General features: G+C 58.9%; 14 protein-coding genes. 8 read left to right on the forward strand and 6 right to left on the reverse strand.

Annotation, left to right across the window (positions count from 1 at the left end):
• Positions 1-19 precede the first annotated feature (19 nt).
• From rbfA to K6118_RS04195, 5 genes are all read left to right on the forward strand, one after another.
• Positions 20-442: a 30S ribosome-binding factor RbfA gene (gene rbfA / locus K6118_RS04175; protein ID WP_247118961.1), complete on the forward strand. Its 423-nt coding sequence runs from the start codon at positions 20-22 to the stop codon at positions 440-442.
• A 3-nt stretch (positions 443-445) separates the two neighbouring features.
• A complete protein-coding gene (gene truB / locus K6118_RS04180; protein WP_247118962.1) occupies positions 446-1,345 on the forward strand; it encodes a tRNA pseudouridine(55) synthase TruB in 900 nt (299 codons plus the stop codon).
• Between the two features lie 20 nt (positions 1,346-1,365).
• The gene (rpsO, locus tag K6118_RS04185; RefSeq protein ID WP_247118963.1) at positions 1,366-1,635 is read left to right on the forward strand and encodes a 30S ribosomal protein S15; all 270 of its coding nucleotides are present in this window, start codon (positions 1,366-1,368) and stop codon (positions 1,633-1,635) included.
• Positions 1,636-1,870: 235 nt separating this feature from the next.
• A complete protein-coding gene (gene pnp, locus K6118_RS04190; RefSeq protein WP_247118964.1) occupies positions 1,871-4,039 on the forward strand; it encodes a polyribonucleotide nucleotidyltransferase in 2,169 nt (722 codons plus the stop codon).
• A gap of 136 nt (positions 4,040-4,175) precedes the next feature.
• On the forward strand, positions 4,176-5,570 hold the full coding sequence (locus tag K6118_RS04195) for an NAD(P)H-dependent flavin oxidoreductase (protein WP_247118965.1): 1,395 nt from the start codon (positions 4,176-4,178) through the stop codon (positions 5,568-5,570).
• Between the two features lie 69 nt (positions 5,571-5,639).
• On the opposite strand, the gene K6118_RS04200 is transcribed toward K6118_RS04195, so the two are convergent.
• The 4 genes from K6118_RS04200 to K6118_RS04215 form a co-directional block, all read right to left on the reverse strand.
• A complete protein-coding gene (locus tag K6118_RS04200; RefSeq protein ID WP_247118966.1) occupies positions 5,640-6,107 on the reverse strand; it encodes a GNAT family N-acetyltransferase in 468 nt (155 codons plus the stop codon).
• Complete coding sequence (locus K6118_RS04205) at positions 6,104-6,622, reverse strand: GNAT family N-acetyltransferase (protein ID WP_247118967.1); 519 nt, start codon at positions 6,620-6,622, stop codon at positions 6,104-6,106. Before K6118_RS04205 ends, K6118_RS04200 begins: the two co-directional genes overlap by 4 nt.
• Entirely contained in the window at positions 6,594-7,571 is a 978-nt protein-coding gene (locus K6118_RS04210) for a bifunctional helix-turn-helix transcriptional regulator/GNAT family N-acetyltransferase (protein ID WP_247118968.1), read from the reverse strand. The genes K6118_RS04205 and K6118_RS04210 overlap by 29 nt, the downstream gene beginning before the upstream one ends.
• A gap of 145 nt (positions 7,572-7,716) precedes the next feature.
• Positions 7,717-8,079 (reverse strand): SH3 domain-containing protein, encoded by a 363-nt coding sequence (locus K6118_RS04215; protein WP_247118969.1) that lies wholly within the window; start codon positions 8,077-8,079, stop codon positions 7,717-7,719.
• Positions 8,080-8,339: 260 nt separating this feature from the next.
• Between K6118_RS04215 and K6118_RS04220 the strand changes: the two genes are divergently transcribed.
• The 3 genes from K6118_RS04220 to K6118_RS04230 all read left to right on the forward strand — a co-directional run bounded on the left by K6118_RS04220 (position 8,340) and on the right by K6118_RS04230 (position 12,370).
• Entirely contained in the window at positions 8,340-9,332 is a 993-nt protein-coding gene (locus tag K6118_RS04220; RefSeq protein WP_247118970.1) for a 2-hydroxyacid dehydrogenase, read from the forward strand.
• A 105-nt stretch (positions 9,333-9,437) separates the two neighbouring features.
• The gene (gene lepA, locus K6118_RS04225; protein WP_247118971.1) at positions 9,438-11,240 is read left to right on the forward strand and encodes a translation elongation factor 4; all 1,803 of its coding nucleotides are present in this window, start codon (positions 9,438-9,440) and stop codon (positions 11,238-11,240) included.
• A 329-nt stretch (positions 11,241-11,569) separates the two neighbouring features.
• The gene (locus tag K6118_RS04230; RefSeq protein WP_247118972.1) at positions 11,570-12,370 is read left to right on the forward strand and encodes a hypothetical protein; all 801 of its coding nucleotides are present in this window, start codon (positions 11,570-11,572) and stop codon (positions 12,368-12,370) included.
• A gap of 4 nt (positions 12,371-12,374) precedes the next feature.
• On the opposite strand, the gene K6118_RS04235 is transcribed toward K6118_RS04230, so the two are convergent.
• A complete protein-coding gene (locus tag K6118_RS04235; RefSeq protein ID WP_247118973.1) occupies positions 12,375-12,587 on the reverse strand; it encodes a hypothetical protein in 213 nt (70 codons plus the stop codon).
• A gap of 15 nt (positions 12,588-12,602) precedes the next feature.
• Positions 12,603-14,213 (reverse strand): EAL domain-containing protein, encoded by a 1,611-nt coding sequence (locus K6118_RS04240; protein WP_247118974.1) that lies wholly within the window; start codon positions 14,211-14,213, stop codon positions 12,603-12,605.
• Positions 14,214-14,396: the final 183 nt, after the last annotated feature.

The following is a 14,396-nucleotide window of genomic DNA, read 5'->3' on the forward strand; positions in this document are numbered from 1 at the left end:
GGAAAGACGAGGGCACATCATGTCCAGGTCTCAGCATTCAGGCGCGGGCGGGCCAAGCCTGCGTCTCTTGCGCGTGGGGGAGAACATCCGTCACGCCATGTCCGCTATCCTGACCCGCGGCGAGGTTCAGGACCCGGCGCTGAATACCGCTTCGATTACGGTCTCTGAAGTCAGGGTCAGCCCGGACCTCCGGAACGCGACCATTTTTGTCATGCCGCTCGGCGGTGACAAGGAGGGGGCGATCGTGAAGGCGCTCAACCATCATGCCACCTTTATCCGCGGGCAATTGAGCCGCTCGGTGACCATGAAATATATGCCGCGGCTGAGGTTCCTCATCGACGAAAGCTTCGATGAAGCCAGTCATATCGAGGCGCTTCTGAAGGACCCGCGTGTGGTCCGGGATCTCGAGCACGACGAGCCCCAAGAAGGCGATGAAGACTAGGCCATGGCCCGTAAGCGTAAAGGTGAAAAGGTTGATGGCTGGCTGGTCATCGACAAGCCGCTTGGTATCTCCAGCGCCAAGGTGGTCGGCACGGTCAAACGTGTGACCAACGCGCAGAAGGTCGGCCATGGCGGCACGCTCGATCCGCTTGCCAGCGGTATCCTGCCCATCGCGCTTGGCGAAGCCACCAAAACCATGCCCTATATTGTCGATTCCACGAAGGAATACGCCTTCACCGTCGGGTGGGGCAAAGCGACCGATTCGGACGACCTTGAGGGCGCTGTCATCCACGATGGCGGCAGGGTCCCCGATCGGGCGGAAATCCTCGCGGTTCTGCCGGAATTTACAGGCATCATCGAACAGGTTCCACCCGCCTACAGCGCCATCAAGGTGGACGGCAAGCGCGCCTATGCCCTCGCACGCCAGGGTGAAACGGTCGAACTGAAGCCAAGAAATATTGAAATTCAATCACTTAGTGTAACAGGCCATGATGCCGAGAAAGGTGAGACCACCTTCCATGTGAGCTGCGGCAAAGGCACCTATGTGCGCTCGCTCGGACGGGACATTGCGCTCAGGCTCGGCACCTATGGTCACATCACTATGCTCAGGCGTTTGCGCGTTGGTCCGTTCGGTCTTGAAGGATCGATTTCTCTGGCATTGCTCAGTGACTTAGGCCATAGTGCGCGCGCTCGGGCCGTAATTTTACCGCTTACGACTGCGCTGGACGACATCCCGGCGGTAGCCGTGACGGTACCGGAGGCAGACCGCATCAGATGCGGACAATCCCTCCACCTACCCGATGCCAAGCTTGGTACGATTGTACTGATGGATGGTGATACGCCTCTGGCGATTGCCGAAAACATCGATGGTACGGTTAGGTCCAGGCGGGTCTTCAATATGTAATCTTTTTTAGGAGAAGATCGATGTCGATTACTGCGGAACGCAAACAAGAAGTTATCAACGAATACGCCGTCAAAGAAGGCGACACCGGTTCGCCGGAAGTACAGGTTGCTATCCTGACTGAGCGTATTGTTAACCTTACCGAACACTTCAAAGACCACAAAAAGGACAATCACTCCCGCCGTGGCCTTCTGAAGCTGGTGAACCAGCGGCGTAGCCTGCTGGATTATCTGAAAGCCAAAGACAGCGCGCGCTATCAGACTCTGATTGGCCGCCTGGGTCTTCGGAAGTAAGGTTCTTCAAAGCAGGGCCGGTTCCAAGGAGCCGGCCCTCCTGCTTTTCCCGGGGGCACTTCACGGAACCGATTGGTCGGAAGGGCTTCTGCTGATAAGTCAGGAAATCACATCGCCTGGGCTTTAATGAGGGAGCCCGGGTTTATTCGCAAAGCGGGGCATATCCATAGGGGGTGTGCCGGGGTCAGACGGCAAGGTTAGTGCGATACCCGTCTGGCTGCTGAAAGGTTAGAAAATGTTCAATATTCATCGCAAAGAAATCGAATGGGGTGGTCGTACCCTGGTACTTGAGACCGGCCATGTGGCCCGTCAGGCAAGCGGTGCCGTTATGGCAACCTATGGCGACACCACCGTGCTGTGTACGGTTGTTGGTGCCAAATCCCAGCGCCCTGGGCAGGACTTCTTCCCGCTCACGGTAAACTATCAGGAAAAATTCTACGCAGCCGGCAAGATCCCGGGTGGCTTCTTCAAGCGTGAAGGCCGTCCGAGCGAGAAGGAAACGCTGACGAGCCGTCTTATCGACCGTCCGATCCGCCCGCTGTTCCCGGATGGGTTCAAAAACGAAGTGCAGGTTGTCTGCACGGTCATGAGCTACGACATGGAAAACGATTCCGACATCGTTGCCATGATCGGTGCTTCTGCCGCCCTGACGCTGTCCGGTCTGCCGTTCTTCGGCCCGATCGCCGGTGCCAAGGTTGGTTACAAGGATGGCGAATACATCCTGAACCCGACCATTGAAGAACTTAAGGAAAGCGAGCTTGAGCTCACGGTTGCGGGTACCCGCGAAGCCGTGCTGATGGTGGAAAGCCAGGCCAAGGAACTTTCCGAGGAAGTCATGCTCGGCGCCGTTGTCTTTGGTCATGAGCAGCAGCAGAAGGTTATCGATGCCATCATCGACCTCGCCGAAGCTGCCGCCAATGAGCCGTGGGAACTGCCGGAAGGCCGTGACAACACGGACCTCAAGGCGAAAATCGCCGAGATCGCGGAAGACGACCTGCGTGCTGCTTACGCCATTACCGCGAAGCAGGACCGTGTCCTCAGCATCAAGGCCGCCAAGGACAAAGTCTTCGAAGCCCTCGCCGACATGATGGCGGAAGATGCGGAAATCACTGACCAGCTGGTCGGCGGCCTCCTCAAGAAGCTCGAAAGCGACATTGTTCGCGGCAACATCATCAAGACCGGCAAGCGTATTGACGGCCGCGCCCTTGATGAAGTCCGTACGATCGTTTCCGAAGTTGGCGTTCTGCCGCGCACCCACGGGTCGGCTCTCTTCACCCGCGGTGAAACCCAGGGCATGGTTGTTGCCACCCTCGGCACCGGTGACGACGAGCAGATCATCGATGCGCTTGAAGGCAGCTATCGCTCCGGCTTCATGCTGCACTATAACTTCCCGCCCTATTCGGTCGGTGAGTGTGGTCGCATGGGCTCGCCTGGGCGTCGCGAAATTGGTCACGGCAAGCTTGCTTTCCGTGCGGTTCAGGCGGTTCTTCCTCCCAAGGAAGAATTCCCTTACACCATCCGTCTCGTGTCCGAGATCACCGAATCGAACGGCTCGTCCTCGATGGCGACCGTCTGTGGTTCGGCTCTTGCCATGATGGATGCCGGTGTGCCGATCACGCGTCCGGTTTCCGGTATCGCCATGGGTCTGATCAAGGAAGGCGACGACTTCGCCGTTCTCTCCGACATCCTGGGTGACGAAGATCACCTCGGTGATATGGACTTCAAGGTTGCCGGTACCGAAAAGGGTGTCACTGCACTGCAGATGGACATCAAGATCAACGGCATCACCAAAGAGATCATGGAAGTCGCGCTCCAGCAGGCCAACGGTGGCCGTGCGCACATCCTCGCTGAGATGAGCAAAGCGCTGACCGGGGCTCGTGAAGAGCTGTCGGCTCACGCTCCGCGCATCGAGACGATCAAGATCCCGACCGACAAGATCCGTGAAGTGATTGGTACGGGTGGTAAGGTGATTCGCGAAATCGTCGAAACCACTGGCGCCAAGATCGACATCGAAGACGATGGCACGATCAAAATCGCATCGGCTGATCTTGCGAAGATCGACCAGGCGAAAAACTGGATCCTCGGCATTGTGGCCGAGCCGGAAGTTGGCGCGATCTATAAAGGTAAGGTTGTCCGCATCATGGACTTCGGTGCCTTCGTCAACTTCATGGGCAGCCGCGATGGCCTCGTCCATATCTCGGAACTCGTTGAAGAACGTGTGGAAAAAGTCACCGATGTCGTCAACGAAGGCGACGAGGTTTACGTGAAGTGCCTCGAAATCGATGGCCGTGGCAAGGTTCGCCTCTCCATGCGTGTCGTGAACCAGGAAACTGGTGAAGAGATCCCGGATGCGCGTCCGCCGAAATCCGGCCCGCCGAAGAAGGACCGTCCGAAGCGCGACTAAGAGCAGTTGACGCTACGGCATTAATTGAAAAGAAACCGGCGTGTGGTAAAGTCACGCCGGTTTCGCCCTTTAAGGGAAGGGCGCAAAATACCCCGTAGGGGACCGGATTTCGGTGGGGGTGTATTGGGAGAGTTTGATGAGTTTTTCGCTGAATTCGATCCGTCTGGCCGGTAAGGACGTTCTGCCGCTTATTGAAGGCGGCAAGGGCGTTGCCATTTCGACCGGTGCGAGCTCCGGCCCATGGGCTGGCGCAGGCGGTATCGGTACCGTGTCCGCCGTCATTACCGACGCGTATGACGAGCATGGCAATGTTATCCCGCATATCTACAATGGCCGCACCCGCCGGGAGCGCCATGAGGAAATGATCGACTTTTCGATCCGGGGCACCATCGACCAGGTGCGCAAGGCGTGGGAGCTTTCCCGCGGTGAAGGTTTCATAAATATCAACATGCTGTGGGAGTTGGGCGGCGCCCAGCGCATCCTGCATGGTGTCTTGGAAAAGACCCGCGGCATGATCCACGGTGTGACCTGTGGCGCCGGTATGCCTTATAAGCTTGCCGAGCTCGCCCAGAAATACGGCGTGCATTATTATCCGATCGTATCTTCCGGCCGCGCGTTCAACGCGCTGTGGAAGCGGGCTTACAAAAACGTCGCCGACCTTCTGGGCGGTGTCGTTTACGAAGACCCGTGGCTCGCCGGCGGTCATAACGGCCTCTCGAACGCCGAAGACCCGACCAAGCCGGGGGACCCGTACCCGCGTGTGCTTGAGCTCCGCAAGATCATGCGGTCGCTCGGGCTCGACCATGTGCCGATCATCATGGCCGGTGGCGTGTGGAACCTGAAGGAATGGAAAGACTGGATCGACAATAAAGAGCTCGGCCCGATCATGTTCCAGTTCGGTACCCGTCCGCTCTTAACGAAGGAAAGCCCGATTTCCGACCGCTGGAAGAAGAAGCTCATGGACCTGAAACCGGGTGACGTGCTTCTGCAGAACTTCAGCCCGACCGGCTTTTTCTCGTCGGCGATCAAGAACCGCTTCCTGGGTGAACTGGTGGGCCGCAACGAGCGCCAGATCGAGTTCCGCACCGAGAAGGATGAGGACTTCAACGCTGAGCTGACGGTCGACCGCAAGACCTATATCGTCCGCCGCGAAGACCTGGGCAAAGCCGAAGCCTGGATCCGTGAAGGCTATGAGCGCGCGCTCAAGACCCCGGACAACAGCATCATTTTCGTCGACGCCGAAAAATGCGCCGAAATCCGCAAGGATCAGGCCGATTGTGTCGGCTGTCTAAGCCAGTGCCGCTTCTCGGCCTGGGCGGACAACGAAAAGAACAGCAGTGGCCGCCTGGCCGACCCGCGCAGCTTCTGTATCCAGAAGACGCTGGATGATGTGGCGCACGAAGGCTCGATTGACGACAACCTCGTCTTCGCCGGTCACAACGCCTTCCGCTTCGCGCGCGACCCCTTCTATTCGAACGGCTTCATCCCGACAGTGAAGCAGCTCGTCGACCGGATCGTCACCGGCGACTAACGGCCACGAACATGAAATCAAAAAAGGCGGGGCCTCGGCTCCGCCTTTTTTGTTGCTTAGCTCCGGGCCTCAAAAGTCTTCAAGCGCCCGCTTCATGTAAACCACGTCGGCTTCGGGGTTGAAGTTGTAGGGCTCGATGTCCTCGAAGCCGAGCTTGCGGTAGAGCGCGACGGCGGCCTCCAGCCGTTCCAGGCTATCGAGCAGCATGGTCTGGAAACCGAACGCTTTGGCGTCCGTCATCAGGCGCTCGCAAATCTTGCGGCCCGCGCCGGTGCCTTGCGCTTCCGGCAGCACATAAAGCCGCTTCATTTCGCACACGCCGTCCCCGAGGTCCCGGAGGGCGACGGCGCCCACGGGTTTGCCGTCCAGCTTGGCCAATAGCACATGGACGAAACCTTCGGGGAAGCGCGCCATTTCACCCTCAAAATCCTGGAAGCCAAGGTCGATGGGCAGCCACTCGGAAAAGGCGCGGAAGATTTCCTTGGCGGCGGCCAGGTCTTCCGTGCTTTCAGCTTTTTCTATGGTCAAGTCCGTCATGATGGTCGCCACTCCATATAACAATCGGTGCCTTCATACTCGTCTGCACCGGGGTTTTTCGTGAGCCTGAAGTCCAGGGCCTCGTAAAGATGCATCGCCGGCTTCAGTTTGGTGTGGGTTTCCAGAAAGAGACGCACACCGTCGGGCTGGGCCTTATACCAGTCGATGACGGCTTGGCACAGTTTGCGGCCGATGCCATAGCCTTGCGCCGCAGGGTCGACGCCCAGCTTGGTTAGCTCGTAGGCGCCGCCGCCGTCCGCGCGTACCGCAACGGTGCCGACGGGCTTGCCGTCCAGAAGTGCGAAGAAAATCTCACCGCCCTTGGCGATAATCTCCCCTTCCGGGTCGCGGAGCACCTTCAGATGCACGGGCTCAACTGTGAAATATTTTTCAAGCCAGGCGAGGTTAAGGTCATGAAAGGCCTGGCGGTGCACAGGGGCGTACGGCACAAGGCTGACGGTCCCGCGCCCGGCCAGGCGACTGCCTTCAGGCTGCTTCGGTCGTGCGGTCGGCATTGCGGCCCTCCCATTCCATATAATAGTTGGCACGCTCATAAGGGCTGGGCGCGGGCGGCTCCTTGGCGACGAAATTCAGGGTTTCATACAGCCGGATCGCGGGCTTGAGGACCGTGTTGGTCTCGAGGAACAGCAGCGTGCCGCCGCGGGCCTCGAACCGGCGGATGACTTCCTCGCACAGCGCCCGGCCCATGCCGCCGCCCTGTGCCGTGGGGTCGACGCCCAGCTTGGTCAGCTCGAACACGCCTTCCGAGGTCGGCTTCAAGGCCACGGTGCCGACGGCCCGGCCGTCCCGGATTGCGAAGAATATCTCGCCGCCCTTGGCGAGAATCTGGCTTTCGGGGTCACTGAGCACGGTTTCATCGATGGGTTCGATGACGAAATATTTCTTCAGCCAGTCGACATTGAGGTCATAGAAAGCCTGCCGGTATTTGACGTCAAACGGTTCAATGGTGAAGGGCGCAGGCTGGCCCGCGGCCAACTTCTCACTGGCGCGGGCATACAGTCCCTTGTTGGCAAGGCTTGTCTCCAGTCCGGTGATGCCGGCCAGAATGTCGGCGCCGCTTTCCTCGACCGCTTCCTTGACCGCACCTTCGAGGGCTGCCCACAAAGGGGTGCTGCGCTTCACGATTTCCGCGCCTTTTTCGGTGAAGCCGATCACCTTCTGGCGCGCGTCATCACCAGGCTCAGCCTCCAGATAACCAAGACTGATCAGCTTCTTCACCGTCTGGCTGACGGCCGAATGGGAAAAACCGGCGAGCCGGGCAATATCGCTGATCGGCATGGCACCGCGCTCGGCCAGGGCATAGACCACATAGAAATAGCTGGCCTTGAAGTCCATCCCGGCTTCTGCGTAAAGCCGTTCGGCATCGGTGCTGAGGGTTTCCAGGAGGCGGCGCATCCGCGTGCCGAGTCCCAGTTCGAAATATAACTCGTTAGACGACTGCATGGGGGGATCCTTACATCATACTATGCAAGAAATTATGTAAGTACTTATATAAACCGGTCAATCAAAATAATCTGACGCTCAGATAAGCGATATTTGTCTGTGGGAAAAAGCGTGGAAATCCATCAGGAATGCAGGATTTCCGCGCTTATTTGAACTCTTCGCGCGGGAAGACACCCCAGAGGTACTTGCGCTCGGTCCAGGCCTTGGTGCCATCGATCTCAAGCCGGCACCAAGTACCCTGGCAGGCGAGCAGGTCCCCGATAACCCCCGGGTCCGCGGTCAGGCGCAGGGGCGAGCGTGGGTCCGGGTCGGCATACAGCTTATGCATCCGGCCCGTGATCATCGCGGTCCGGTGCCCGGTCAGTAGGGTCACGTGAATCCAGCCGGTAGCGCCGTCGATATCCTTGACCTGGCGCCAGGGGCCATCTTCGTCCACCACCTCGAACGGTAGCCCCTTGAGGGTATAGACCCATTCGATCGGATACTGGCGGCCGGGGCCTGTGCGCATATAGGCCTTCTCGGCGTGAAGCGAAACATAGCGTGGCAGCGGTGCGCCGCTTGGCCCTGTGGTCGCGGCCGATGATGGCAGGGCGCTAACGCTAGAGAGTAGGCTAAAGGTCAGGATCAGTGAAAAAATGCTGAAAAAGCGCCGCATCTGTGCATGTCCCCCGTCGCTTGGCGTTTGATTGAGGCGCCACCTTCTGGTACAGAAGCCTGAGTCTGAAACCGGGCAGCCTTTTCGCCCGTCAGAAAAGGTTATTTTACCGCATGAGTCAAACAGGAAACCGAAACCGGCCCAAGGTTGTGGTCACGCGTAAGCTGCCGGACATTATTGAGACCCGGATGGCAGAGCTGTTCCATGTGTCCCTCAATCTTGCCGACAAGCCGTATGACCAGGAGGCCCTGAAGGCCGCCGTGGCGGATGCCGACGTGCTGGTGCCCACCGTGACGGACAAGATCGATGCGGACGTCATTGCCGCGGCCGGTGACAAGCTGAAGCTGATTGCCAACTTCGGTGTCGGGGTCAACCATATCGACCTGGCCGCCGCGCAGGCGAAGGGCATCACCGTTACCAACACGCCGGGTGTGCTGACCGAAGACACAGCGGACCTGACGATGGCGCTTTTGCTTGCTGTGCCGCGCCGCCTGTTTGAAGGCGAGAAAATTCTGCGCGCAGGCGACTGGACCGGCTGGACGCCTACCTTCCTGATGGGCCACCGTATCCAGGGTAAGCGCCTTGGCATCATCGGCATGGGCCGCATCGGCCGCGCGGTCGCGCGCCGCGCCCAGGCCTTCAACATGGCGGTGCATTACCATAACCGGACCCGCCTGCCGGAAGAGGTGGAGACCGATCTCGAAGCCACCTTCTGGGAGGATCTGGACCAGATGCTGACGCGGATGGATTTCGTCTCGGTCAACTGTCCGCTGACCGAAGAAACCCATCATCTTCTGAACCGGGACCGGTTGAAGAAGCTGCAGGCCCATGCCGTGATCATCAACACCGCCCGCGGTGAGATCATCGATGAAGAAGCGCTCGCCGACCTCATCGAAGTCGGCCGTATTGCAGGCGCGGGCCTTGACGTGTTCGAGGCCGAACCCGAGATCAACCCCAAGCTTCTGGAGCTCGATAACGTGGTGCTGACCCCGCACATGGGCTCGGCCACCATCGAGGCCCGTGTGGCGATGGGGGAAAAGGTGCTGATCAATATCCGCGCCTTTGTCGACAAACACCGGCCGCCTGACCGGGTGCTGCCCTACTGACGGGCGCTGAGGCGACTGATTAAAACGGGGGGCGGCAACTGGTGCCGTCCTTCTCTTGTTCCGGCGGTGTGCGGAGCAGCTTTTGAAACGAGTAACTGAACGGCCATGACCGAGCTTAAAAATATTCGCAACTTTTCCATCATTGCCCACATCGACCATGGCAAGTCGACGCTGGCGGACCGGCTTATTCAGTCCACTGGCGCGCTGACCGACCGGGAGATGAAGGCGCAGATCCTCGATTCGATGGATATCGAGCGCGAACGCGGCATCACCATCAAGGCGCAGACCGTGCGGCTGGAATATAAGGCCCAAGACGGTGAGCATTATGTGCTCAATCTGATGGATACGCCCGGTCACGTCGACTTCGCCTATGAGGTCAGCCGCTGCCTTGCTGCGTGCGAGGGCTCGCTTCTCATCGTTGATGCTAGCCAGGGCGTTGAGGCCCAGACGCTGGCCAACGTCTATCAGGCGATCGAGAACGACCATGAGATCGTGCCTGTTCTCAACAAGATCGACCTGCCGGCAGCCGAGCCCGAAAAGGTGCGCGAGCAGATCGAGGATGTCATCGGGCTCGATGCGTCGGAGGCCGTGCTGTGTTCGGCCAAGTCCGGCATTGGCATCGACGACGTGCTGGAAGCCATTGTGACGCGCCTGCCGGCGCCTGAGGGCGACAGGAATGCGCCCCTCAAGGCCATGCTGGTTGACAGCTGGTATGACAGCTACCTCGGCGTTGTCGTGCTTGTGCGCGTGATCGACGGCAGCATCAAGAAGGGCCAACTGGTCAAGATGATGGCGGCAGGGACCGACCACCAGATCGACCGGGTCGGTGTCTTCACGCCGAAAGGCGTCATGGTACCTGAACTCGGCCCGGGCGAGATCGGCTTTATCACCGCCTCGATCAAGGAAGTGGCCGACACCCATGTGGGCGATACCATCACGGATGCGAAAAAGCCGTGTGCCAAAGCACTGCCGGGCTTCAAACCCAGCCGGTCGGTGGTCTTCTGCGGTCTGTTCCCGGCCGATTCGTCCGAGTTTGAGCGCCTGCGCGATGCGCTGCAGAAGCTTCGGCTCAATGACGCCAGCTTCGAGTTTGAGGCCGAAAGCTCGGCCGCGCTCGGCTTCGGTTTCCGCTGTGGCTTCCTTGGGATGCTGCACCTGGAGATTATCCAGGAGCGCCTGTGGCGGGAATTCGATCTGGAGCTCATCACCACCAGCCCCAGCGTTATCTATAAAATCTATATGACCGACCGCACGATGGTCGAGCTGCATAACCCGGCCGATATGCCTGAGGTGGTGCGGATCGACCATATTGAGGAACCCTGGATCAACGCTACAATCCTGGTGCCGGATGACTATCTCGGCGCGGTCCTGAAGCTTTGTGAAGACAAGCGCGGTATTCAGGATGACCTGACCTATGCCGGTAACCGGGCGATGCTCAAGTACCGTCTGCCGCTCAACGAAGTGGTCTATGATTTCTATGACCGCCTGAAGTCGGTCAGCCGCGGCTATGCGAGCTTCGATTATGAGCTGGCGGGCTATGTGGAATCCGACCTGGTGAAAATGTCGATCCTTGTCAATGCCGAGCCGGTGGACGCGCTTGCCATGCTTGTACACCGTAGCCAGGCTGAGGCCCGTGGCCGCGCGCTGTGTGAACGCCTCAAGGACCTGATCCCGCGGCAACTGTTCAAGATCCCGATCCAGGCGGCGATCGGCGGCAAGGTTATCGCCCGCGAGACTATTTCCGCTATGCGCAAGGACGTGACCGCCAAATGTTACGGCGGCGACGTCACCCGGAAGAAGAAGCTTCTGGAGAAGCAGAAGAAGGGTAAGGCGCGTATGCGCATGTACGGTAAGGTCGAAATACCGCACGATGCCTTCATCGCCGCACTTAAAATGCGCGAAAACTGAGGTAATTCAATCCGTTCGGTGAATTCTTTATATCTTCAAGTTCATCTTGGCGGTTACTTGAAATAAAATAGATCAGGGTGCTTTTTTGTTTACCCGTTGTTAACAGCTCTTCGGGTATAAAGAAGCTGCTGATACAGCTCAATAGCTCCCTTGATCTGACTGTGTCGCGCGGAACCGTCTGTCCTCCCCCGATAGCGGTTCCGCATTTTTTTGTGCCGCATTCGTGGCTTAGCCTCTTGCATCAAATCGATGAATGACTTTCAATGGCCCAAAGCAGGAGCAGGCACTTTATGCGGGCATTTTGGAAGCTATCAGGCGTACTAGCGGCAATGGTCTTATGGGCCGTGCCGGTTTTCGCCCAAAGTCTTGACCTTCAGAACGACCCGCGCCAGCTGGGGCTTGATATCTATGGTGATATCAAGCGCGAAGTTCCGCCCGCAACCGTCGGGCTCAAGCTCGGCGAGCTGATCCAGATTTACCGGTTCCGCTGCACGCGCGTGACCGATTATCAGCTCTTCACCGTCCGCGCCAACCTCATCGACATCAAGGTCAAATGCAGCGGCGACCCGCTTTATGGTGTGACTGTGGCGTCGAACGGCTATGTGGCTGTGTATGGCGGGAATGGCATCCTTGGCGAGCTCGACCGGCGGGATGCGGTGATCTACAGCTTTGCCGCCGATGGCGCGCTCGCCCGCGATTCCCGCCTGACGGTCAAGCAGGCTGTCAGCGAAACCGTTGACCGTATGGACCTGACCCAGGGCTATAACTGGGTCTATATGTTGGGTATGGCCGGATTGATCCTGCTGATCGGGGTCGGGGGGGTGATGATCTGGTTCAAGGCCTGGCGCCGCCGCAAAGGCCGTCCGCGCAAGCGCCGGATCAGCGAACCCTTAAGGCGCAGTTCCACCCTCACGACAACGGCCGCCAAGGATATCCTGGTGCTCGAAAGCGAGCGCGTCATGCCGCATATCTACAGGCACCCGTCGGGGGTTTTCATCGCGCAGGGCCGGCGTGGCAAGCGGCGCTTTTTCAACTCCATCATCTGGGCTGTGACCTATCGGATACTGGGGTGGAAACTGTTCCAGACCGTTCCGCCCAAGGTGGAAACTGCGCCCGAAGATCATCAGTAGGCCATCAGTGGCCTGTGGGGGACTTCCAGTTGATGCCGGTCACCAGCGAAATCAGGTTCGCGGTCAGGACCAGGAACGCCACCAGGGCGGCGAACTGGATATAAAAGGCGGGGATCAGCGGTACCTCCCCCAGCTTGGTGCGTTTCTCACGCCAGCGGGCGAACAGCCACACGACAAGCGACGCCACAAGCCCGACGATATTCATTCTAAGCGACACAGGGGTATCTCACGGTTATTCGGTTTTGGGGCTGAAGTCGGGCTTGCCGAAATAGAAGCCCTGGCCGAAATCGACATTGAGTGACCGTAGGAAGTCGGCCTGATACTGGGTTTCGACATGTTCACCGATGGTTTTGATGCCGAGGTCCGCACACAGGCGCACGATCGACAACAGGAAGGTGGGCGAATACTCGGGCTCGGCCATGCCCTCGACGTAGGAGCCGTCGATCTTGACATAATCGACGTTGAAGGCGCGCAGATACTGATAGCCTGATGCCCCGGCCCCGAAATCATCCAGGCAGAGGTGATAACCCATCGCCTTGATGTCATTGAGGATGCCCTGCACGGTATCCAGGTTCTTGATCGCGGTGGTTTCCGTCAGCTCCAACAGGATGGAGCGGGACACATCCTTGGACTGGGACAGCAGTTTTACCAGCTGGTCGACATAACGGCCGCTATCGAGCGTCCGGCCGGAGATATTGAGCGCCAGCTTCAGCGGCGTGCCCAGCTTTTTCATCTTGCGGATATAGTCGGTCGCCTTGCGGCAAACCGCCAGGTCGAACTCCTCGATCATGCCGACATCTTCGGCGAAGCGGATGATCTCGGTCGGGGTTCCGTCCTGTATGCCGTCGTCGAACCGGCTCAGCACTTCGTTATGGTGGACCTCGCCGGTGGTCAGCGACATCACCGGCTGGAAGGCGATCTTGAAGGTGCCGGTCTCGATCATCGAACGGATGCTGGAAACGCGCCGCTGTGTGGCGCTTGCCATATCGTCATAAGCGGCGGACAGGCGGTCGAAGCTGACACTGCCGGGGTCTTCGCAGAATTTGGCGAGAATATAGGAAAGCGTCCGCAGGACCTGGTCTTCCGAAATCTGCTGGGTGTCGGATGCCAACGTGGAATAGGCGGTCTTGAGCCGGACATTCTCATCCACCTTGCCGAGACTGTCGCCCAGGATGCTGCCGTCGGCCTTGGCCCGGTGCAGGAAGGCGAAATGCCGGTCGCCGATCTGGCCCGCGAGCTCCCCGTCCACGGACAGGGTCTTGAGGTGGGCGGCAACGCGGTGGAGGAGGGCGCGCATATATTGCGGGCCGAACTTCTGGCGGGCTTCATCCAGCCCTTCCACCTCAACCGCAGTCATATAGAGATTGTTGCCTGCCGGGTTCTCTTTCATCGTGCGAGAGGCAAGGTCCATGAATGTCTGCTGGCTCAGGAGGCCGGTTTCCCGGTCCATGCCGTCATCGCGGCTGCTGCTGCCGAGCGGTGCGGCACGGAGCGCGAGGAAGATACGGCCGTCCGCGTCCGGCATCCGGAGCGCAAAAAGCCTGAGGGCATGGTTGCGGCCGCTGCCGGCGATAAAGCGGATCGGGATCGGCCCGATACGGCCTTTGTGGGTCAGGTGCAGGAGGAGGGCGGCGAACACGTCGCGGTCATCGCTGTCGATTGTGTTAAAGATATTGCCGCCAACAAGGCTGGCGCCCGGCTTGGCGCCGATGCGTTCCACGGCCCCGCCTTCGAAAAGGATCAGGCCGTCCTTGTCGATTTCAAAGAAGATTTCCGCCGCAGCAAAAGCAAACGCGACAAATCGCTCACGTTCCTTTTTCAGCTCTTCCATCTGGCCCGTCATACCGTCTCCGTCAGTCGGCCCCCGCGTCTTACCCTACCTATAGGAGCCTTGCGCGTTAAAGGCTATCCAAAATGCCTGGCTGGTCAGTTCGGGAGTAAATTTTCAGGGCGTACACCGGAATTTTACTTGCCCCGCGCCGGTTGGCATGGCTTCTGGTAGGACGCATTATAAACAAATCAAAGG

Origin of the sequence: Kordiimonas marina, from assembly GCF_023006325.1 — a bacterium.
In the GTDB taxonomy this organism is placed as follows: Bacteria; Pseudomonadota; Alphaproteobacteria; order Sphingomonadales; family Kordiimonadaceae; genus Kordiimonas; species Kordiimonas marina.

Bases quoted from the DNA above. Each gene is read 5' to 3' on its own strand.
- rbfA (WP_247118961.1), top strand. From the start codon at position 20: ATGTCCAGGTCTCAGCATTCAGGCGCGGGCGGGCCAAGCCTGCGTCTC.
- truB (WP_247118962.1), top strand. From the start codon at position 446: ATGGCCCGTAAGCGTAAAGGTGAAAAGGTTGATGGCTGGCTGGTCATC.
- rpsO (WP_247118963.1), top strand. From the start codon at position 1,366: ATGTCGATTACTGCGGAACGCAAACAAGAAGTTATCAACGAATACGCC.
- pnp (WP_247118964.1), top strand. From the start codon at position 1,871: ATGTTCAATATTCATCGCAAAGAAATCGAATGGGGTGGTCGTACCCTG.
- K6118_RS04195 (WP_247118965.1), top strand. From the start codon at position 4,176: ATGAGTTTTTCGCTGAATTCGATCCGTCTGGCCGGTAAGGACGTTCTG.
- K6118_RS04200 (WP_247118966.1), bottom strand. From the start codon at position 6,107: ATGACGGACTTGACCATAGAAAAAGCTGAAAGCACGGAAGACCTGGCC.
- K6118_RS04205 (WP_247118967.1), bottom strand. From the start codon at position 6,622: ATGCCGACCGCACGACCGAAGCAGCCTGAAGGCAGTCGCCTGGCCGGG.
- K6118_RS04210 (WP_247118968.1), bottom strand. From the start codon at position 7,571: ATGCAGTCGTCTAACGAGTTATATTTCGAACTGGGACTCGGCACGCGG.
- K6118_RS04215 (WP_247118969.1), bottom strand. From the start codon at position 8,079: ATGCGCACAGGCCCCGGCCGCCAGTATCCGATCGAATGGGTCTATACC.
- K6118_RS04220 (WP_247118970.1), top strand. From the start codon at position 8,340: ATGAGTCAAACAGGAAACCGAAACCGGCCCAAGGTTGTGGTCACGCGT.
- lepA (WP_247118971.1), top strand. From the start codon at position 9,438: ATGACCGAGCTTAAAAATATTCGCAACTTTTCCATCATTGCCCACATC.
- K6118_RS04230 (WP_247118972.1), top strand. From the start codon at position 11,570: ATGGTCTTATGGGCCGTGCCGGTTTTCGCCCAAAGTCTTGACCTTCAG.
- K6118_RS04240 (WP_247118974.1), bottom strand. From the start codon at position 14,213: ATGACGGGCCAGATGGAAGAGCTGAAAAAGGAACGTGAGCGATTTGTC.